Here is a 20,349-nt window from a genome sequence, read left to right on the forward strand (position 1 = left end):
CACGACGGGGAGCACGATCATGGCATCGCGATATGAGCGGCAGGGGCGCTCGCGCTTCCGCACGATACAGGTGCGCATGTGGGGTGATGAGAAGTTCAAGCGGCTGTCACCGATTCCGCCGTGCGGTCAGGGCCTGTGGGTGTACCTGCTGACCGGACATCACACGGGACCGATTCCAGGGCTCTTTCACACCGGCCCCGCTGCAATGGCCGAGCAGCTTCACTGGTCCCTCGAAGACTTCGCGAAAGCCTTCGATGAAGTCTTGCAGCAAGGAATGGCGCAAGTCGATCTCGATGCCTGTGTCGTGTGGATTCCGAAGGCTGTCGAATACAACAAACCGCAGTCGCCGAACGTCGTTCTGTCGTGGGCCAACGAGTGGGACCTCATGCCCGAATGTGCGCTCAAGTGGGAAGCACGCGAAACGCTGCGCGCCTTTATCGGCGGGCTCGGGAAAGGGTATCCGAAAGCCTTCGCTCAGGTTTTCGACAATCACTCGCCAGAGGCTTTGCCGAAGGCTTCGGGCAAGACTACGTGTAATCAGGAACAGGAACAGGAACAGGAACAGAAAGACTCTAAAGAGTCTTTAAAACATATACGTCCTGCTCGCGCGGACGGCGCTGCGCGTGACCTGCTCGGCGACGAACACGGCAGCGCGAACGGCACCGCACGCCATGTCGGCATCGCGGAAGTGCGCAAGGTGTTCGGCTACTGGCAAACCGTCATGCACTCACCGCGCTCGAGGCTCGACGACAAGCGTGAGCGGAAAATCCGTATCGCGCTGCGCGACTTCACGCCCGAGGAACTGCAAACCGCCATACGCGGCTGCTCGAAAGACCCGTGGCACATGGGCACGAATCATTCTGGCCGCGCATTCAACTCCATCGAACTCATCCTGCGCGACTCGCAGCACATCGAAAAATTCATCAGCTATGACAGCAAGCCAGCGCTGCCCGTGAAGCCGAGCGGGCCCGTAGCGCGGCAGGAACGCCGCGCACGCACCGCGAAGGCGTTCGGCCTCGTGACGAGCGAGGGCGTGGTTGACGTGCCGCCTGAGGACTGCCATGACATCACCCGGCACTGAGACGCGCGGCGCGTGGCTGTGGCGCAAGATGGCAAACGTGTACGGCGCGCAGTTCCTCGACATGTGGGAAGGCGTCGATGCCGCTGACATGCAGGACACATGGACCGAGGCCCTGCGTGCGGCGAACGTCACGCGCGAAGGGCTCATGCGTGGCGTGTCGAAGCTCTGGCACGTTAGGCGCCCGCCGACGCTGCCCGAGTTCATCGAGCTATGCGCGCCGCCGTCCGCGATGTACCGGCAACGCGCGCTCGCGCTCACGGACGAGCGTCGCACGTCGCCCGAAGAGGCGCGGGCCCAGCTCGCGAAGGTGCGGGCGCTGGCCGAGCAGGTGCTCGTGGATTCGCGCGGCACGAGCGCTGCCGGTATCCGCTGGGCGAACAGGCTGCTCGAACGTGCCGCTTCTGGCGAGGACGTCACGCCGGGACAGGTCGAGCACGCGAAACAGGCCATCGAGCAGTGGCTCATGACGCACGGCAGGCACGACAACGGGCACGAGCGCGAGCCCGGTTGCGATGACGAGGTGATCGAATGACCCGCATCGAATTCACGATACTCGGGGAGCCTGCGAGCAAGGCGAACTCGCGAGAGATAGTGGCGCGCACGACACGCGACAAGGAAACCGGCGAACTCAAGACTCGCCCGATGAGCATCAAGTCAGACAAGGCGCGCGACTATGAGGCGGCATGCATCAAGCAGATTCCGCCGAAGGCACGGCAGCGGCTCGAAGGCCCCGTGCGTGTCGCTATCCGAATCTGGTACGCAACCGAGCGGCCCGACCTCGACGAGTCGGTGATTCTCGACTGCCTGCAGGATCGGCATGCATGGGTAAAGCACGGCACGGGTGAGCGCAAGGTGCTCGTGCATCGTGGCTGCTATCGCAACGACAGGCAGGTGCGGCAGAAAGTCGTGCTGCACGGCATCGACCGTCACAACCCTCGCGCACACGTCATCATCGAGCCGTTGCAGGCGCAACAGATGGAGTTCGCGCTCGATGAATCCTTTGACCCCTTCGCACTGGTTCACTCATGAGCACCGACCCCGTAAGCAAGCAGCATCACCTTGTGCACGCGCTCGCGTGGAAGCAGCACCTGCAGCACGAATGCGAGCGCATGCGCGATGCCCTGCATCACATCGAGGACATTGCCTCGACCAGCGCCGATCCGAAGTCGCTGCGGACCATCGCACAGGTTGCACGCAGTGCGCTCGCGCCGTCGCAGCCACCGAACCCGAAATTCGGAGCGCAGCGATGAGCGGCTATCAACCCGGACCCGGCAGGCTCACGCCGCCACCGTCGACGCACACGCACCGATGCCTTTGGCCAGGCTGTGAGGTAACCGTCAACGCCGACATGTGGGGTTGCCGCCCGCACTGGTTTGCGTTGCCGAACAACCTGCGTGCGTGGATCGGTCGCGCCTACCGGCAGGGCGTGCGCACGAACACACATCCGTCGCAGTCATGGCGCAACGCACACGCTGCTGCGCTCGCATGGATCGCTGAGCATGGACAAGGTTGACCGCATCCTGCTTGACTGGTTCGAGTGGGACAACGGCTGGGAACCCGTCGCGGGCTACGGTCGCGATGACGCCACCTGCGGGCTGTACCAGACCTCGCGGCAGTGGACAGGCTTCGATGACGAGGAGGTTGATCGGCTCGTGCTCGAAGCGACCGCGCAGCTTGTCGGCCCGCTCGTCGCGCGGCTCGACATGCGCATGCGGCTCGCCGTCAATGTCGAGGTGTACAACCTGCACGTGGGCGCGAAGGTGTGGCGCAATCCGCGCTGGCCCGAGACACATGACGCCGACTACCGGCGCGCGAAGTTGTGGCTCGCGCCACAGTTCGCCGCGTGCGAACTCATGTCGCGCGAGGAACTTGGCGATGTACGCAGACCGCAAGCCGCGCTCAACCGCGCACAGGTCACCACGCACACCGCGACCGCTAACGGGCGGACAGAGGATCGAAGCTGCACACAGGCAGGACCGCGCGGAAGCCATGCGGCGTCGCCACCCGAGCAGCGCGGGCAGCAGCGCGACGGCGGCACGCGTGCTGTGGTGGTGCATGGCGAACCGCGCCCACGGCGAGGGTGAGCCCGACGAATGAACCTTGCGGTTTGAAAATTTTTGTACCAGAATGCGCACCAAGGCCCGCAGTGTGTCCAGAGAAAAGCGAAAGCCCGAACCTTCACCGGTTCGGGCTTTTTCTTTTTCTGGCTGTACCGCCCGCCGCCATTAGCTTTCCGGCCTGACCCCGCCCCCCTGTACCGCTGCTCCCCGGAGTGAACTGCCATGACTGCCACGCCCCGCACCCGTGGTCGGAAGTGGCTGCGCATTCGTGCGCGACAACTTAGGCTGCATCCGCTGTGCGCCGAGTGCCTGCGTGCTGGTCACGTCACGGAAGCCACCGAAGTCGATCACATCGTGCGGCTCGAAGACGGAGGAACCGATGACCCCGGCAACCTGCAGAGCCTGTGTCACGAGTGCCACGCGGACAAGTCGGCCCGCGAGTGCGGCCACACGCGCCCGACCGGCTGCGATGCTGACGGAAACCCGCTCGACCCGGCCCATCCGTGGCGCGCGTGACGCGGCCCGCGTGGTCGCCTCGGCGGGCGCGGCTCGGCGGGGGGCATTTTTAAAAAAATACTTCAAACCGCGAAAACCCCGCGCTCACCTTTTTCTGCGAGATCGCAGGATAGGGCGGGGGGGGCGGAACGCAGAGCCAGAGACGCGAGAAGCGCTCAAGCTCGCGCGAGATGCGTCGCTGTGGCGTTCGCCATGCTGCGGCGATGGTTGCGCGTCATGACACGCGCGCCATCGCGTCAGTGGCCCGCTGACGCTGTTGAGCGTTGGCCCATCGAAAAGCTGATTCCGAGCGCTCGCAACGCGCGCACGCACACCGACGAGCAGATCGCGCAGCTTGCGGCGTCGATACGCGAGTGGGGGTGGACCATCCCCGTCCTCGTCGACGAGTCGGGCGGGTTGATCGCCGGTCACGGGCGGGTGCTCGCGGCGAGACAACTGGGTGTGATGGAGGTGCCCGTCATGATCGCGCGGGGTTGGTCAGAAGCCCAGAAGCGCGCCTACATGCTGGCCGATAACAAGCTCGCCCTGAACGCGGGATGGAATGACGAACTGCTGAGCATCGAGCTTGCCGACCTTCAGTCGATGGGCTTCGACCTGCCGTCTATTGGTTTTTCGGATGCCGAGATCGCGGACGCGCTCATGGGCCACGACTTCACACCGGGCGATGCGGGCGGGCAAGGCACGCTCGACGCAAAGCAGCCGATCGTTTGTCCGAAGTGCGGCCATGCGTTCACCCGTTGAACTTCGCATCGACTGGTGCACGCCTGAGGCGGCGGCGTACGCAGTGCTGCACTGGCACTACTCACGCCGCATGCCGATGCCACCGTGCGTGCGCATCGGCGTGTGGGAAAACGACCGCTTCATCGGCTGCGTGATATTCGCGCGGGGCGGCTCGCCGTATCTCGGCGCGCCGTATGGTCTCACGCAGCTTGAGTGCTGCGAGCTTGTGCGCATTGCGCTGTGCAGTCACGAGACGCCTGTGAGCCGCATCGTGTCGATAGCGATCAGGTTCCTGCGCAAGTCGAATCCGGGCCTGCGGCTCATTGTGTCGTTTGCCGACACCGCGCAGGGGCACCACGGCGGCATCTATCAGGCCGGCAACTGGATCTATGCGGGCCGCACTGCCGACTCGATTGAGTTCTGGCACGAGGGCCGATGGAAGCACAACCGCGAAGTCAGCGGCGGCGCGTTCGGTGGAGCGCGCAAGGTCGCGGACCCGTCGCGGCTACCGAAGCGCAGGACACACGGCAAGCATCGATACCTCATGCCGCTCGATGACGAGATGCGCACGAGGCTCGTACCGCTTGCCAAGCCGTATCCGAAGCGGGAAGCAACGACGCGTGAGAAGCAGGCGATGGCTGGTTCCACCAGCACAGCGGCAGTGCAGCGCTGACCCTCACGCTCCACATTCACAGAGGCAACCATGCCGGGACCGAAACCGAAACCGACAGCGCTCAAGCTCATCACGGGTAACCCTGGCGGGCGCCGCCTGCCGAAGCGGGAGCCGAAACCGCGCAGCGGTGTGCCACGCCGCCCGCCGCATCTCGACGCGACCGCAGCTGCGGAGTGGGAGCGCATCGTGCCCGAGCTACTGGCGACGGGCCTGCTCACCGTCATCGACGGCATGGTGCTCGCGGCCTACTGCATGGCGTACTCGCGCTGGGTTGACGCCGAAGAGGCACTGCGGCGCATGAAGGAACGCGACGGGCTCACGCACGCGCTCATGATCAAAACGTCGAACGGCAACGCCATCCAGAACCCGCTGGTCGGCACCGCGAACAAGGCGCTCATGGTCATGTCGCGACTTGCCGGTGAGTTTGGCATGACGCCAGCCGCGCGGACCCGCATCGAAACAGGTGTGCCGAATGGCGACACGGGCGACGAGGCGCGCCACTACTTCTGACGTGGTGACGCGCTATGCGCGCTCAGTGGTAACCGGGAAAGAGATCGCAGGTCCGCATGTGCGCGACGCGTGCAGGCGGCACCTTGACGATCTCGAACACGGGCCCGCTCGCGGGCTCAAGTGGAGTATCAAGGCAGCAAACCGCGCCATCAATTTTTTCGGTGACGTGCTACGGCTCAACGGCGGCGAGTTCGAGGGTCTGCCGTTCAGGCTGCTCGACTGGCAGGCATTCGTCATCGGATCGCTGTTCGGCTGGCTGCGTGTCGACGGCTCGCGCCGCTTTCGTGAGGCATATGTCGAAAGCGGGAAAGGGTCGGGCAAGTCACCGCTTGCTGCGGGCGTCGGGCTGTACATGCTCACCGCCGATGACGAGATGCGTGCCGAGGTGTACGCCGCGGCGACGCGGCGCGACCAGGCGATGATTCTCTTTCGCGATGCCGTGGCGATGGTTGACCTGTCGCCCGAGCTATCGCGCCGACTGCTCAAGAGCGGGCGCGGCGAGCGCTGCTACAACCTCGCGTATCTCGCCAAGGGCTCTTTCTTCCGGCCTATCTCAAGCGACTCAAGCGGACAGTCGGGACCGCGCCCGCACTGCGCGCTCATCGACGAAGTGCACGAGCACCGCGACCGCACGGTGATCGACATCATGCAGGCTGGCAAGAAAGGCCGACGCCAGCCGCTCATCTTCCAGATTACCAATTCGGGTGTTGACCGCACCTCACTCTGTTACGAGAAGCATGAATACGGCGCAAAGGTGTCCGAGCGCGTGCTCGATGACGATGCGTTTTTCGCCTACATCTGCGCGCTCGATGAGGGCGAAGACCCGTTCAACGATGAAGCGTGCTGGGTCAAGGCGAACCCGTCGCTCGGCGTGACCATCCAGAAGTCGTACCTCGACGAGCAGGTGCGGCAGGCGCGCGGCATGCCGTCGCTCGAATCGGTGGTGCGGCGGCTCAACTTCTGCGAATGGGTGGACGCTGAAAACCCGTGGATCACGGGCGAACTGTGGCGTGCGTGTGAGTGTGAAACGCTCACGCTCGCGGACTTCGACGATGCCGTGGTCTATGGCGGGCTCGACCTCTCGGGCCTGCGCGACCTGACCGCGCTCGCGGTTGCGAAGCGCAACCCCGACGACTCCGTTGATGCGTTCGTCGAGTTCTGGACTCCCGAAGACACGATGCTCGAAAGAGCCCGCCACGACCATGTGCCGTATAACGCGTGGGTGCGCAAAGGCCATCTGTTCGCCACGCGCGGAAAGGTCATCAAGTACGACGAGGCCGTGAAACGCCTCGCACACCACGTCGAGCGCATGCACTTCGAGGGCATCGCCTACGACCCCTACCGCATCAAGTATTTCCGCGACGAACTCGAATCGGCCGCGCTCGCGCTCGACATGGTGCCGCACGGTCAGGGGTTCTATCGCTCGCAGGATTCGCAGCTTTGGATGCCGCGCTCGATTGAACTGCTTGAGCAACTGGTTTTCAGCGGCAAGCTGCGCGTGGTTTTCAACCCATGCCTGCGGTGGAACGTTTCCTGTGCGGTCATCGAGCAGGACGCGAAAAACAATCGCATGTTCCGCAAGCGCAAGGAAAACGGCCGGCGTATTGACGGCATCGTTGCGCTCGCAATGGCCGTGGGGTACGCGCTCAACAAGGCGAGTGAGCGCGAGCCCGAGTACCAGATGTTCGTCATCTAGGAGCACACACCATGAACCGTGACTACTGGGCGCTCGAAGTCAGGAGCGCCGATGATGATGCGCGCGTGATTGAAGGCACCGCCACGACACCTGTACCCGACCGTTATGACGACATCGTTGAACCGATGGGCGCGCTGTACAAGCTGCCGATGCCGCTGCTGTGGCAACACAACCACGACGCGCCGGTAGGTCATGTCGAGTTCGCTGAGCCGAACGAGAAAGGCATTCCGTTTCGTGCGCGGCTCGCGCGACTCGACGAACCGGGTAAGCTCAAGGATCGGCTCGACGAGGCGTGGCAATCGGTGAAGGCCAATCTCGTGCGCGCCGTGTCGATCGGCTTCCTGCCGCTCGAAGAGTCGCAGCTTGAGCACGGCGGCTACCGGTTTCTCAAGTGGGAATGGGTCGAGCTAAGTCTCGTCACCATTCCCGCGAACCCCGAAGCAACGATTCACACCATCAGGTCCATGCATCGCCGCACTGTACCCACCGCGTCAGGCAACAAGGGCAGTGTCGTGGTGCAGCTTGACCACAACCCTGCGCGCGTCGGCGCTAAGCCATTCGTGATCCGGAAGGTTCACGTACAGGAGTAGCCATGAACCTCGCAGAACAGATCGCCGCGTATGAAGCGAAACGCGCGGCGCACGCAGCACGTATGTCCGAACTCATCGAGCTATCGGGCGACAAGGGCGAAACGCTCGAAGCTGAAGCGCAGGAGGAATTCGACACCCTGCAACGCGAGATCGAAGCCATCGACGGGCACCTGAAGCGCCTGCACATCGTCGAGGCCGCGCAGCTTGCGCAGGCCGCGCCTGTGCGCAATATCGGCTCCGCTGCCGCTGCTGCCGCAGTTCGAACCGTGCAGCCTGCAACCGCGAGCGTCGCTCCGGTCATCAGCGTGCAGCGCAACCTCGAACGCGGCACCGCATTCACGCGTTTCGTGATCGCGATTGCACGCTCGAAAGGCAACCTCATGCAGGCCGTGGAAATGGCCCAGGCATGGCGCGAAACGACACCTGAAGTCGAGACGGTGCTACGCGCCGCAGTGGCGGCGGGCACCACGACCGACCCGGCATGGGCCGGTGCGCTTGTGCCGTACCGCTACATGGCCGACGAGTTCATCGAACTGCTTCGGCCTGCCACGATCATCGGTCGCATCGAAGGCTTCCGGCGCGTGCCGTTCAACGTCAAGATGCCAGCACAACTCACGCCGTCAAGCGCAGCGTGGGTCGGTGAAGGCAAGCCGAAGCCGCTGAGCAAGCTGACCTTCGAACTGCTCACGCTGGGCTTCGCCAAGGCAGCGGGCATCGTGGTGCTCACCGAAGAACTAGTCCGCTTTTCCGATCCGTCTGCCGAAGCGGTAGTGCGTCGCGACATGATCGAAACCATTGCCCGCTTTCTCGATGAGCAGTTCATCGACCCGAGCGTGGCGGCGGTCGCGAACGTGCACCCCGCATCGGTCACGCACGGTGCCCCGACCATCGCCGCGAGCGGCAGCGATGGCAACTCGCTGCGGGTCGATATTGCGCACCTGTTCGCGCTGTTCGTCGAGGCGCACCTGTCGCTCGCTGGTGCCTACTGGCTCATGTCGCCCGTGACGGCATTGACTATCGGCATGATGCAGAACCCGCTGGGGCAAAGCGAGTTCCCCGGTATCGACATGAACGGCGGTCGTTTCTTCGGTCTGCCCGTCATCGTGTCAACCACCGTAGGCGACATGATCATCCTCATCCAGCCGCGCGAAATTCTGCTGGCGGAGGACGCGCTCACCATCGACATCTCACGCGAGGCATCGTTGCAGATGAGCGACACGCCGAGCGACGGTGCTGCTCAACTCGTGAGCCTGTGGCAGCAAAACATGGTCGGCGTGCGTGCCGAGCGCTATATCAACTGGGCCTCGCGCCGCCCCGGTGCTGTCGCCTATCTCACCGGCGCGGACTACACACCCGTCATGATCAATCCCGGGCTGCCGGGTGCCGGCGGTGGCACTGAGCCAGGCACGATCGGACTCGGCGGCGCCACGCGTCCGAGCGCAGACGAAAGAAGGCGCGAGCGGCGCGCACAGGAGGAACGCGACAAACCGCAGGCATGAGGCTCGCACCTCCTATCAATCAACCGCACAGGGCGGGCCTTCGGGTCCGCCCTTTTTCAATCGGAGCGCGGACATGAAACCACAGGCCGAACAGAAGCAGCAGAAAAAGCGCAAGGGCAAGAGGCGCGACCCGCAGCCTGTGACGCGTCATGACGCGAAGCCCGAGAAGGGTCGCTATGCACGGCGCGACATGCGCGCGCTCGACGATGACGGAGCGTGAACCATGCGCATTCTCGGCATGGAGATCACACGCGCCGCGCCGCGCAATGAGGTTGCTGCAGGCGGCAGCGCCGATGACGAGCGGCTGTGGAACTGGAACGGCAACGGCGGCGGCTGGTGGCCCCTCATCATCCGCGAGCCGTTCGCAGGGGCATGGCAGCGGAACATCGAGCTTGCGCCCGAAACGCTGTTGGCCTTTCACGCGATCTATGCCTGCATCACGCTTATCAGCAACGACATCGGCAAGCTGGAAATACGGCTGATGCGGCGTGACGATGACGGGATATGGCTACCGGTCACCAATCCCGCATATACGCCTGTGCTGCGCCGACCGAACAGTTACCAGAATCACATCCAGTTCACCGAAAACTGGATCATGTCGAAGCTCACGCGCGGCAACACATACGGACTGAAGGAACGCGACGAACGCGGAGTCGTGCGAAGGATATTCATTCTCGACCCGGAGAACGTGTTGCCTGTCGTGACACCTGGCGGCGATGTCTACTACCAGCTAAACGCAGACAACCTTTCGGGCATCGCAGATTGGGGCATCGACTGGATCGAAGGCGTGGAGGTTGAGGGCCGCGACGTCACGCGACAGATAACGGTCCCCGCGAGCGAGATGATTCACGACCGCATGAATTGTCTTTTTCATCCGCTCGTCGGCACGTCTCCCATTTTTGCATGCGCGCTCGCTGCGCGTCACGGGCTCGCGCTCGAAGGTGGGGCCACCGCGTTTTTCGAGAACGGTGCGATGCCGGGTGGCGTGCTCGTCGCGCCCGGTGCGATCAGCAATGAATCCGCCGACCGCCTCAAGCGGCAATGGGAAGAAAAGTTCTCGGGCCCGAACCGTGGGCGCATCGCGGTACTCGGTGACGGGCTCAAGTACGAGCAGATCGGCATGTCGGCGGCTGACTCTCAGCTAGTCGAGCAGGCGAAGTTCAACGCCGAGATAGTGTGTTCGGTTTTCCATGTGCCGGGTTTCATGCTCGACATCGGCAAGATGCCCGGATACAACAATGTCGAGGCACTGCTTCAATTCTATTACTCGCAGTGCCTGCAATCGCTCATCGAGGCGTATGAGCTAAGTCTCGATGAAGGGCTCAACCTGCCGAACGGCTACCGTACCGAACTCGACCTCGACGGGCTCCTGCGCATGGACAGCGCAGCGCTCATGAAGATGCTCAAGGAAGGCGTTACGGGCGGTCTGCTCGCGCCGAACGAGGGGCGTCGGCGGCTCAACCTTCGCCCCGTGCGTGGTGGACAGACACCCTACCTCCAGCAGCAGAACTATTCACTCGAAGCGCTTGACGAGCGCGACCGTGGGAGCCCGCTCGGGCCGGCTGCGGCACCTGCCGCGCCCGTAGCGACACCCGATCAGCCACCCGCACAGAACGCGGTGACTGCCGACGAGCTTTTGCAGTTCGGCAGGGACAGCCTCACGCGCGAGGTAGCACTTCTCGACGGAGCGCGCCATGACACCGAGTGAAGCCAGGCAATTCATGGGCGTGGTGGCTCAGCTGATCAGCGAGCACGTCAGCAGCGCACTCGCGCCGTTTGGCGCGCGCATCGCTTCGCTCGAGGATCGTGCGCCGGTCGACGGGCGTGACGGTAAAGACGGCGAACCGGGCCGCGACGGGCGCGACGGCATCGACGGAAAGGACGGCGGCAATGGCACGAACGGTATCGACGGAAAGGACGGCGGCAATGGCACGAACGGAATCGACGGAAAGGACGGCGCACCTGGTCGCGATGGCGTGGACGGCGCTGCCGGTGCTGATGGTATTGCAGGCCGTGACGGCATCGATGGCCGCAATGGCGCTGACGGCGCAGCAGGCCGAGATGGCATCGACGGTGCTCCGGGTCGTGACGGCGTGGATGGTGAGCGCGGGGCCGTTGGCCGTGACGGATTGGATGGTGAGCGTGGGGCCGATGGCCGCGATGGCATCGATGGGGCGCCCGGTCGCGATGGCATCGACGGGCGTGACGGCGAACCCGGCAAGGATGGCGCTCCGGGGACCGATGGTCGCGACGGTCGCGACGGCAAGGATGGTCGCGACGGCGCGCCCGGTCGCGACGGTATTGACGGACGCGATGCTGCGGAGCTTGTCGTGCTCGACGGCATCGACTCGAACCGCACCTATGCGCGCGGCACGTTCGCATGGCAGGAGGGCGGACTGTGGCGCGCGGAGGCGAAGACGGAAGGCATGAGCGGATGGCGATGCGTCATGAACGGCACGGCAGCCGTTGATGTTATCCATGACGGCGAACGTGCCTTCTCGATGCTCGTGCGTCGTACAGATGGCACGGTCGAGCCGCACGCGTTCACGCTGCCCGTCGCGCTCTATCGTGGGGTGTATGAGCAGGGCCGCACCTATGAGCCTGGCGACATCGCGACATGGGCCGGTTCGATGTGGCATTGCAACGCGACCACGACCGACAAACCGGATGCAGGTTCAGGCGCATGGACGCTTGCGGTAAAACGCGGGCGCGACGGTCGCGATGGAGGCAGGTCATGACACGCCAATGGTGGATGTCCGATCACAGGCTTTATCTGGACTGGATCTATGCGCCGCTTGTGTGGGATGACAAATGGGGCCGCTTGTGGTTCTCGATCGACCTGCCGCCCGACGACGAGCACGAGGAAAGATACCGGCGCGAAATCCAGATGCTTTGCAGTGTCGAGCAAGCGAAGGAATGGCTTCGTATCGATACCGATGACATGGTGCCAAACCTGAAGATTGCCATTGCGGGCGTGAGCGAAATGGTCATGACGTACCTCAAGCGGCGGCGCAATTTCAGGGATGACGAGATACCGCCGAGCGTGAAGCTCGCCACGCTCGCAGGCGTCGGCTACGTGATCCGTGACCCTGACGGCGTGGAGGCCGCGCAACTGGAGATGGGCTTTCTGCCGAAGCACGTCCTGAACATTCTCTATCCGCGCCGCACTCCCACTATCGCTTGAGGCTCCTGTCATGGCAACCCGCACATCAGGTATGCGCGCTGGACGCCTGCGCCATCGCATCAAGCTGCAGGCCCCGAAGGTCGAGGTGGACCCTAACACAGGGGAACCGATCATCGTTGCGTGGCTGGACGTCGCAACCGTATGGGCTTCGATAGAGGCGCTCTCCGGTCGCGAGTGGCTTGCGTCGGACCAGTACCGCCCCGGCGTGACAACGCGCATCCGCATCCGCTGGCGCGACGGCGTGACCTCCTCCATGCGCGCGCTGCATAAGGAAACGGTCTACAGCATCGACGCCGTGATTCCGAACTTCGAAGGCATGGCCGAGATGCAGCTGATGTGCGGTGACGGCATCGTGACGCAGGGAGGCGTGGCGTGAACTTCTCGTTCGACGTCAGGGGCCTCGCTGAGATGGAGCGCTTTCTCACGACGCTTCCTGAGGAGGTCGAACGAAAGATGCTCTACGGCGCGCTGATGGGTGCCGCGTTTCCGATTCTGGAGCAGGCGCGCGAGAACGTGCGCCGCAACTTCGGAACTTCAGTCAGGTACACCGGCACGCTCGAAAGAGCCCTCGTGCGCGGGCGCAACCGCCGCACCAAATTCGCGGCGCGCGTGGACATCAAGATTCGCAGGCCGAGGCAGAAGGGCAAGCGAACGATGCGCGGGACATCTGGCACGCCCGTATTGAAACCGTTTGGAGACGATGCCTTCTATGCGCGCTTTCTGGAGTTTGGCACTTCGCGCATGATCGCGCGCCCCTTCCTGCGACCTGCAGTCAATGCCAAAACCGCCGTTGCGACCGAGCGCTTCGCGAGAACACTGCGCAAGCGCATGGAGGCTTATTGCAAGCGAAACGGCGTGACGTATCGCCCATTCTGAAAGAGGGAGGCGCACCGTGAACGAGGCACAACTGTTCAGGCTGGTCGAGCCTGCGCTCCCCGGCAAGGTGTTTCTGATGCTCGCGCCAATGGAGGCACGCGAGCCATACGTGATTCTCTCGCTGGTCAGCGGCACGCCGAGCCTCACGCTTTGTGGCGATGCGAAGGCAACGCAACTCGACTATCAGATCGACTCCTACGCGCGCACCTATGGCGACGCGCTCGAAGTCATGCAACGCATCGCAGACATCGTTGACGGCTGCGACGGCGATCCAATCATCAAGAACAGTCAGAACCTTTTTGAACCGGACACGCGAATTCATCGCGTGAGTGTCGTCGTTTCAACGTGGTCCCAACCGGAAGAGGTGCAATCGTGAAGAAGGCAATCAGCGCGCAAAAGACGAAGTTTATGCTTGAGAACCCCAACGCACCTGCTGCGGCAACGGGATTTATTACCAGCCTCTCGAAGTCGGCCCCGGCGACGGCGATCTTTAGCGATGTGTCTGCGCTGCGTGAAGGCGCGCCGGTCTACATCATCGGCACCGGCTTCGCAAGCATCGACAATCGCTCCTGGGTGGTGCAGGGCATCGACATCAACTCGCGTGCTGCGACGCTCGCGAATTCGGACACCTCCCGCGAACCCGGCGACTTCAACCCGACTGCTGCGTTCATCATGCGCGCGTTTACGGACCTCTGCGTGGTCTCCTACCAGATCAATCAGACCGCAGCGGCCGAGATCAACGTGACCACGCTTTGCGACGACGAACAGTCGTTCCTCGCAGGCTTCAGCGACCCCGGCACGCTCACGTTCGACTTCTTTATCAATGCGACCGACCCCGCCTATCAGGCGCTGCGAGAGGCGCAGAAAGACGGTATGGAACGCATGCTCGAAATCATTTACCGGAACAAGGCCGTGCGGACGGTCCCGGTGATCGTGCAGAGCATTAACGAGAGCGGCGGCGTCGATCAGGCGATTCAGGGTTCAGCGACGCTGAAAATCACCGGCCCCGATGTCCTCACGATGCCACCCGGCGATCAGACGCTCGACTATGTGCTCATCCCTGTAGTCGTGCCGACCTCGGGTAACGTGCCGCTCGACGTGACGCTGACGCTCAACGAAGCAGGCGGGCAGGCCTCGCAGTTCAAGATCGACTGGAAGGACGGCTCTGCGGTCCAGACGACCAACAACCATCAGGCAACGCACGCCTACACCAGCGCGGGCCAGTTCAGGCCTTCCGTTGTTGCCGTGATTGCCGGATACGAGACGGCTCCGTTCGCTGCGCAAAACACCGTGACGGTACAGCGCCTGCCGTATAGCGCCGAGGCGCGCATCGATCCTTCGACGGGCGACGCGCCGCTCGATGTGGCGCTCACGATTGATGAGACGAACGGCCCCGCTGAACACTTCAACGTCAACTGGGGAGATGGCTCGACCATTCAGCAGATTGCCGAGCTAACGGCGACGCACACCTACGAGGAGGCGGGCCTGTACTACCCGACCGTCGCGCCGCGCGTCGATGGCGTCACGCTGACGCCGATTTCAGCAGGCTCGATCTCGGTGAGGCCTGCATACGAGGCCAGCGTGAGCGTTGTGCCGACATCAGGCTCGGTTCCGCATGACGTGACGCTGACGGTCACGGAGACGGAAGGCAGCGCGGAGTCGTTCAGCGTGCTCTGGAATGACGGCAGCGCTGCGGAAACGATCACCGACACCACGGCCTCGCATACGTACACCGCTGCAGGCACCTATACGGTCAGCGTCATTCCGAGCGTTGCGGGTCAGAACCGCGATGCCCTCTACTCGCAGCAGATCACCGTGAGCGCCTAAATGAACGACTTGGCTAAACCTCCAATCCTCTTCGAAATCCCTGCGCCTCTCTCCGAGAAGGTGCCGACGCGCAATTTCGGCATCGTCACGATGACGTCGCCGCCGCCGCACGTTATCGAGAAGGTGTTTGGCAATCAGGTCAACGGGAAGGACGACGAGGCCCCGTATCGCGAACTCGTTGCCGAATGCGCACGCGGCGAGAAGGGCGAGCGCTTTACCGCTGGCCTGCTCGCGAACCTCCCCGGCCAGTGCTTTGGTGACTGGCTCGACCTGCGCTCCTCCGTTGTGCGTGTGTGCGGCCTGAACAGGGAGGCCGTAGCAAAAAACTGAGCAACCCCGTCACTCGCCTCGTGTTCGCAGTCGCCCAGCAGCTCGGCATGACAGCGGGCGAGGTGCGGGGTCGCATGGATTCGCATGAACTCTTTTGCTGGGCGTTGTTGCTTTCTCCTCCAGATCCAAGGCGCGATGACGTGCCTGAGTTGATTGATGTCGAGGATGAGATAGCAGCCTGGGGGAACTGAAATGGCAAGTGCGGGCAGTCTCGTATTTGACCTTGTAGCGGATGTCGCGCGCCTTCGTGGTGACATGAAGAAGGCGAATGACGTTATCTCTTCGTCACTCAAGAGCATTCAGAACGCGACGCGGGCAATCGGCATAACGATGGGCGCGAGCATGGCGATGAGCCTCGCGCGTAGTTTCGCGTCATCGATGCAGGCCGCTCTCGATCAAACCGATGCGCTGGGCAAGCTTGCGGAGCGCTACGGCACGACCGCAGAGGCGATGTCGGTTCTGCAATATCAGGCCAAGACGTCAAACGTGTCGGTCGAGACGCTTACGACCTCGATGCGGCAAATGGCGAAGGCGATGGTGGACGGACAGAACCCTGCTTCGACGCAGGCGCAGGCGTTCCGCGCAATCGGCCTGAGCATCGACGACCTGCGCCGGAAAGGCCCGGCACAGGCGATGGCTGATATTGCAGAGGCGATGTCGGGATTCGCGGACGGCGCAGACAAGGTAGCCGTTGCGCGCGCAATCTTCGGTCGCGCAGGCGACGAACTTATCCCGATGCTCAACAAGGGGCGTCAGGGTTTCGAGGATGCGAAGAACGAGGCGGAAGCGCTCGGCCTTGTCGTGTCCACTCAGGCTGCGAAGGCTGCTGCAGAGTTCACAACCGAGCTGACGAAACTGCGTGAAGCAGGCGACGCAATGAAGCGGCAACTTGCCGCGGAGTTGCTGCCGTCCCTGCAGGAAGTCGTTAGCTGGATGATCGAATCTATCCAGACTGGCGGCTCGCTTATCACGATCATCGAAGCCATCGGTGATGCTGCTGCGCTTGCCGCAAAGGCAATGATCGGCGCAGGCGGTCTCGTGCAGGCAGGCAAGCAGTGGTTCAACATCATGAAGGGGACGACGCAGATAGGGAAACTGTCTGCGGAGCAGCTTGCGGAGAATGCGAAGAAGAATGCGGAGATGACTGAGGAGTTGCGCCGGGGCCTTGATGCCACTGCTGACGCGATGGCGAACGTCACGAAGCGTCGCGACGAATTCAAGCGCAACCGGGGCCAGCCAGAGAAAGACCTCGGCAATGAGGCCGCTGACGCCGGAAAGAAGGTGCTGAGTTTCAACGATGCACTCAACAAGGCAGCGCGCGCAGGCAGGGTCGAAAAGGCGGGCGTCGATGAGTTTGCGCAGATGCTCAAGTCGCTGCAGGAGGAGTTCAGGCGCACGCAGGCGAACGGCGATGAGATGGCATTGCTGCTGGCTGACCCGCGCCTCTCGAAGTTCTCTCAGGATCAGGTCGCGCAACTGACTGCGCAAAAGCAGGCGACACTCGATCTCGCTCAGGCACAGCGTGCAGCGGTCTATGAACTCGAACAGGAAGTTGCCCAATGGGAGCAAGGCCGCGCGGCATACGAGGAGCGCAAGAAGGGGCTCCTCGACTTCGCCAACGCGACGAAGGATGCGCTCGACCCGACGCGCGACTACGTGCGCACCGTGCAGCGGCTTGTCGAGGCAAACCTCGCTGGGCATCTATCGGCAGGCGAACTCGGCGCGGCTATCGACGCGCTGAAGGACAAAACCTTCAACGCCATTGACCCGATGCGGAAGCTGGCTGACGAGATGAAGGATGCGATGCTCGGTTGGGGCAAGCAGGCGTCCGACACGTTCATCGACTTCATCAGCGGCGCGGGCGACGCGAAGAAGTCATTTGGCGAAATGGCCGCTTCGATCCTGCGCGACATTGCCAAGATGCTCCTTTACAAGAACGTGATTGAGCCGCTATTCAGGGGCATTTCTGGCGGCTTCGGCGGTGGCATGGGCGGCATCTTTGGCGGCTTCTTCGGTTCAAGCGCAGACATCGGCACAGGCGACACAGGCGCGCTCTCCTTCGGTGGCAATCGCGCGGTCGGCGGCCCGACCTATCCGGGGCAGTTCTATCGCGTGAACGAATCCCCCTTCGCATCCGAGTTCTTCGTGCCGAGCGCGCCGGGGCGCATCGTGCGCGATGGCGGCGGCGACACGCCGATGAATGTCTCAATCACGATCAACACGCAGACAGGCGGAACGGATGTCGAGGGCGACACCGCGCAGGCGATCGAACTCGGCAAGCGCATGGCAATGGTTGCGCGTCAGGTCATCGCGACCGAGAAGCGAAACGGAGGCCTGCTCGCATCATGATCAACTATTACTGGCTGCTCAACGAGCAGGGATCGCCCCGCAGGATCACGACTGACGAGGACTGGCGCAGGCTATTCGCCGAGGTTGCGCCGCACGCGGTCGGCGCGATTTTCTACTGGTGCCCGACGGCTGCGAATGCTTCTCTCGAACCGCGCGTGATCGAAACGCAGTTCGGCGATGGTTATACCCAGCGCAGGCCTGCAGGCCTCAACACGCAGGATCAGGAATGGAACCTCGAATTCGCCAACCGGAAGAAGGTTGACGCTGATGCAATCCTCGCTTTCCTCTCTGAGCGAAACGGCGTCGATATTTTCAACTGGACGCCTCCGCGCACGTCAAAGGTGCTTGACGTTATCTGCCCGGACTGGTCGTGGACGTATGGCGAGACGCTTGCGGACGGCGCGCGCGCAATGACAGTCAGCGCCCGCTTCGTGCAGCAGCACGCGTAGCGGAGGCCCCATGAATATCCGAGGAGCCGCGCAGGAGTTGCGACCCGGCGCGGTGATTGAGCTATACGTTCTCGACATCTCGCAGTTCGGTGCCCCGATTGTTCGCTTCCATGCAGGCACGAACAAGATCGACGGAGACGTTATCTGGCAGGGCGCCGTCTATCAGCGCTTCCCGGTGCAGGCGACAGGCTTCGAGTGGAAGTCGCAAGGCACGCTGCCGCGCCCGACGCTCGCGGTGTCGAACATCACGTCGATCATCTCCGCGATGTGCCGCACGTACGACGACATGGTAGGCGCGAAGGTGATCCGCAGGCGCACGCTCGCGCGATACCTCGATGCCGTGAACTTCCCTGCAGGCAATCCGAGCGCGGACCCGAACGAGGCCTTTCCTGACGATGTGTTTTTCATCAACTGCAAAACGCGTGAGGACATGGAGGTCATCGAGTTCGAACTCGCGACGGCCTTCGACGTGGAGGGTGTGCAACTGCCGCGCAGGCAGGTGATCCGCAACGCGTGTCCGTGGAAGTATCGCGGCGACGGCTGCGGATATGCAGGCCCAGCGATCAACGCAGGCGACACCTGCGACAAGAGCCTCGCGGATTGCAAGGCCCATTTCGGCGTTCATGCGTGGCTTCCCTTCGGCGCGTTCCCCGGCGCAGGAGCATACAGATGACGCGCGACTTCTCTACGGTCATTCCTTTGATCAGGATTCACGCCGATGCTGAAGCGCCGCGCGAGTGTTGCGGCATTGTCATTGAGAAGCGCGACGGCGCGCTTCAGTACGTGCCGTGCAGGAACCTAGCGCGCGCGAAGGATCAGTTTGTCATTGACCCGAAGGACGCCGCGCAGGCCGAAGACTTCGGGCAACCGGTTGCGTATGCGCATTCGCATGTGTTCGAGCCGCCGACACCGAGCGCTGCCGACAGGGAGAGCATGGCGCGCTCGGGCCTGCCGTGGATCATCGTCAACCACCCGGAGGGTTCCTTCACGATCAACAGCGCGGCGCCGTATGTCGCGCCGCTTATCGGTCGCAAGTTCGTGCATGGCGTCCATGACTGCTACGGCATCGTGCGCGACTACTACTTCACCGAACTCGGCATCGCGCTCAACGACTACCCGCGTTTGTGGGGCTGGTGGGAGCGCACAGATGGGCCGGACCTCTATCGCGATAACTTCGCGCGCGAGGGGTTCACCGCGATCCACGAGGGAGCGCTTGACGCTCCTGCGCTGCGCCTGCTTCGTTTGCATGACGTGTTGCTCATGCGCATACGCACGCCACGCGACAACCACGCCGCAGTGTATGTCGGTAGCAACGTCATCCTCCATCACCTGATTGATCAGCTCTCGTGTCGTGCTGTGTTCGATGGCTTCTACCAGCGTCGCACGACTGCGATCCTTCGCCACCGTAGTTTCATCGAGAGGGACTAGCACATGGTTACGGTGAGGTTTTACGGGAGCCTGCGCCGCCTGTTCGGAGAGCAATGGACGCTCGACGTGCATAGCCCGCGCGAGGCCATTCACGCGTTGATGGTGCAACTCCCCGGCCTGCGAAGGTACTTTCAGGAGAACGCGACGAGGCACTTCCTCGTGCGCGGCGACGAGCAGGACTATGACGAGCACGACCTCGACTTCCCGCAGTCGAAGGGCACGCTCGCCATCGTGCCACTTGTGCATGGCGCTGGCGCGTTCGGAAAGATACTCGCGGGCATCGCCCTTATCGCAATCGGCTTCTTTCTGCCCATCGCAAGCGCTGCAGTCATGAGCCTGGGGGCGGCGCTCGCGCTTTCTGGCATCGCGCAACTCCTCTCGCCGCGTCCTGCTGCTACGGCGACGCCGGAACGCGCAGACAACGAGCCGTCGCTTGCCTTCGACGGCGCCGTAAACACGATGGGGCAGGGCGGGCCTGTTCCGCTCGGCTACGGCCGCATGCGCGTCGGCTCGCAGGTTATCAGCGTGGGCTTCTCCACAAATAACGAGATCATGGTGTAA

Annotated in this window: 26 protein-coding genes; all 26 read left to right on the forward strand. The window is 63.0% G+C overall.

The window, feature by feature from the left end:
- Positions 1–19 precede the first annotated feature (19 nt).
- The 26 genes from AB4Y40_RS22920 (at position 20) to AB4Y40_RS23045 (ending at position 20,349) form a co-directional block, all read left to right on the forward strand.
- A complete protein-coding gene (locus tag AB4Y40_RS22920; protein WP_368689705.1) occupies positions 20–1,081 on the forward strand; it encodes a hypothetical protein in 1,062 nt (353 codons plus the stop codon).
- The gene (locus AB4Y40_RS22925) at positions 1,062–1,613 is read left to right on the forward strand and encodes a hypothetical protein (RefSeq protein WP_368689706.1); all 552 of its coding nucleotides are present in this window, start codon (positions 1,062–1,064) and stop codon (positions 1,611–1,613) included. Before AB4Y40_RS22920 ends, AB4Y40_RS22925 begins: the two co-directional genes overlap by 20 nt.
- A complete protein-coding gene (locus AB4Y40_RS22930) occupies positions 1,610–2,110 on the forward strand; it encodes a hypothetical protein (protein WP_368689707.1) in 501 nt (166 codons plus the stop codon). The genes AB4Y40_RS22925 and AB4Y40_RS22930 overlap by 4 nt, the downstream gene beginning before the upstream one ends.
- A complete protein-coding gene (locus AB4Y40_RS22935; RefSeq protein WP_368689708.1) occupies positions 2,107–2,331 on the forward strand; it encodes a hypothetical protein in 225 nt (74 codons plus the stop codon). The genes AB4Y40_RS22930 and AB4Y40_RS22935 overlap by 4 nt, the downstream gene beginning before the upstream one ends.
- Positions 2,332–2,580: 249 nt before the next feature.
- Entirely contained in the window at positions 2,581–3,165 is a 585-nt protein-coding gene (locus AB4Y40_RS22940) for a hypothetical protein (RefSeq protein WP_368689709.1), read from the forward strand.
- A gap of 198 nt (positions 3,166–3,363) precedes the next feature.
- Positions 3,364–3,657: an HNH endonuclease gene (locus AB4Y40_RS22945; protein WP_368689710.1), complete on the forward strand. Its 294-nt coding sequence runs from the start codon at positions 3,364–3,366 to the stop codon at positions 3,655–3,657.
- A gap of 216 nt (positions 3,658–3,873) precedes the next feature.
- On the forward strand, positions 3,874–4,398 hold the full coding sequence (locus AB4Y40_RS22950; protein ID WP_368689711.1) for a ParB/Srx family N-terminal domain-containing protein: 525 nt from the start codon (positions 3,874–3,876) through the stop codon (positions 4,396–4,398).
- Positions 4,382–5,050 (forward strand): hypothetical protein, encoded by a 669-nt coding sequence (locus AB4Y40_RS22955; protein ID WP_368689712.1) that lies wholly within the window; start codon positions 4,382–4,384, stop codon positions 5,048–5,050. Before AB4Y40_RS22950 ends, AB4Y40_RS22955 begins: the two co-directional genes overlap by 17 nt.
- Before the next feature lie 30 nt (positions 5,051–5,080).
- On the forward strand, positions 5,081–5,560 hold the full coding sequence (locus AB4Y40_RS22960; protein ID WP_368689713.1) for a phage terminase small subunit P27 family: 480 nt from the start codon (positions 5,081–5,083) through the stop codon (positions 5,558–5,560).
- Positions 5,561–5,585: 25 nt separating this feature from the next.
- Complete coding sequence (locus tag AB4Y40_RS22965) at positions 5,586–7,256, forward strand: terminase large subunit (protein WP_368689714.1); 1,671 nt, start codon at positions 5,586–5,588, stop codon at positions 7,254–7,256.
- 11 nt (positions 7,257–7,267) lie between these two features.
- Positions 7,268–7,846 (forward strand): HK97 family phage prohead protease, encoded by a 579-nt coding sequence (locus AB4Y40_RS22970; RefSeq protein WP_368689715.1) that lies wholly within the window; start codon positions 7,268–7,270, stop codon positions 7,844–7,846.
- Positions 7,847–7,848: 2 nt separating this feature from the next.
- Complete coding sequence (locus AB4Y40_RS22975) at positions 7,849–9,345, forward strand: phage major capsid protein (protein ID WP_368689716.1); 1,497 nt, start codon at positions 7,849–7,851, stop codon at positions 9,343–9,345.
- Positions 9,346–9,418: 73 nt separating this feature from the next.
- The gene (locus tag AB4Y40_RS22980; RefSeq protein WP_368689717.1) at positions 9,419–9,565 is read left to right on the forward strand and encodes a hypothetical protein; all 147 of its coding nucleotides are present in this window, start codon (positions 9,419–9,421) and stop codon (positions 9,563–9,565) included.
- A 3-nt stretch (positions 9,566–9,568) separates the two neighbouring features.
- Positions 9,569–11,053, forward strand: a complete 1,485-nt coding sequence (locus tag AB4Y40_RS22985; RefSeq protein ID WP_368689718.1) for a phage portal protein — start codon at positions 9,569–9,571, stop codon at positions 11,051–11,053.
- A complete protein-coding gene (locus tag AB4Y40_RS22990) occupies positions 11,040–12,083 on the forward strand; it encodes a hypothetical protein (protein WP_368689719.1) in 1,044 nt (347 codons plus the stop codon). Before AB4Y40_RS22985 ends, AB4Y40_RS22990 begins: the two co-directional genes overlap by 14 nt.
- Positions 12,080–12,529: a head-tail connector protein gene (locus AB4Y40_RS22995; RefSeq protein WP_368689720.1), complete on the forward strand. Its 450-nt coding sequence runs from the start codon at positions 12,080–12,082 to the stop codon at positions 12,527–12,529. The genes AB4Y40_RS22990 and AB4Y40_RS22995 overlap by 4 nt, the downstream gene beginning before the upstream one ends.
- Before the next feature lie 10 nt (positions 12,530–12,539).
- On the forward strand, positions 12,540–12,905 hold the full coding sequence (locus AB4Y40_RS23000; RefSeq protein ID WP_368689721.1) for a phage head closure protein: 366 nt from the start codon (positions 12,540–12,542) through the stop codon (positions 12,903–12,905).
- Positions 12,902–13,405: an HK97-gp10 family putative phage morphogenesis protein gene (locus AB4Y40_RS23005; RefSeq protein ID WP_368689722.1), complete on the forward strand. Its 504-nt coding sequence runs from the start codon at positions 12,902–12,904 to the stop codon at positions 13,403–13,405. The genes AB4Y40_RS23000 and AB4Y40_RS23005 overlap by 4 nt, the downstream gene beginning before the upstream one ends.
- Positions 13,406–13,421: 16 nt before the next feature.
- On the forward strand, positions 13,422–13,781 hold the full coding sequence (locus tag AB4Y40_RS23010) for a DUF3168 domain-containing protein (protein WP_368689723.1): 360 nt from the start codon (positions 13,422–13,424) through the stop codon (positions 13,779–13,781).
- A complete protein-coding gene (locus tag AB4Y40_RS23015) occupies positions 13,778–15,232 on the forward strand; it encodes a hypothetical protein (protein ID WP_368689724.1) in 1,455 nt (484 codons plus the stop codon). The genes AB4Y40_RS23010 and AB4Y40_RS23015 overlap by 4 nt, the downstream gene beginning before the upstream one ends.
- Positions 15,233–15,562 (forward strand): hypothetical protein, encoded by a 330-nt coding sequence (locus AB4Y40_RS23020; protein ID WP_368689725.1) that lies wholly within the window; start codon positions 15,233–15,235, stop codon positions 15,560–15,562.
- A 255-nt stretch (positions 15,563–15,817) separates the two neighbouring features.
- Positions 15,818–17,911 carry a hypothetical protein gene (locus tag AB4Y40_RS23025; protein ID WP_368689726.1) on the forward strand — a complete coding sequence of 698 codons (2,094 nt, stop codon included), beginning with the start codon at positions 15,818–15,820 and terminating at the stop codon, positions 17,909–17,911.
- Positions 17,908–18,360 (forward strand): phage tail protein, encoded by a 453-nt coding sequence (locus AB4Y40_RS23030; protein ID WP_368689727.1) that lies wholly within the window; start codon positions 17,908–17,910, stop codon positions 18,358–18,360. The genes AB4Y40_RS23025 and AB4Y40_RS23030 overlap by 4 nt, the downstream gene beginning before the upstream one ends.
- A 10-nt stretch (positions 18,361–18,370) precedes the next feature.
- Positions 18,371–19,033: a phage minor tail protein L gene (locus tag AB4Y40_RS23035; protein ID WP_368689728.1), complete on the forward strand. Its 663-nt coding sequence runs from the start codon at positions 18,371–18,373 to the stop codon at positions 19,031–19,033.
- Positions 19,030–19,788 (forward strand): C40 family peptidase, encoded by a 759-nt coding sequence (locus AB4Y40_RS23040; protein WP_368689729.1) that lies wholly within the window; start codon positions 19,030–19,032, stop codon positions 19,786–19,788. Before AB4Y40_RS23035 ends, AB4Y40_RS23040 begins: the two co-directional genes overlap by 4 nt.
- Before the next feature lie 3 nt (positions 19,789–19,791).
- Positions 19,792–20,349, forward strand: coding sequence for a tail assembly protein (locus tag AB4Y40_RS23045; protein WP_342923179.1), 558 nt, complete (start codon positions 19,792–19,794; stop codon positions 20,347–20,349).

It is taken from the genome of Paraburkholderia sp. EG287B (assembly GCF_040965595.1).
Classification (GTDB): Bacteria; Pseudomonadota; Gammaproteobacteria; order Burkholderiales; family Burkholderiaceae; genus Paraburkholderia.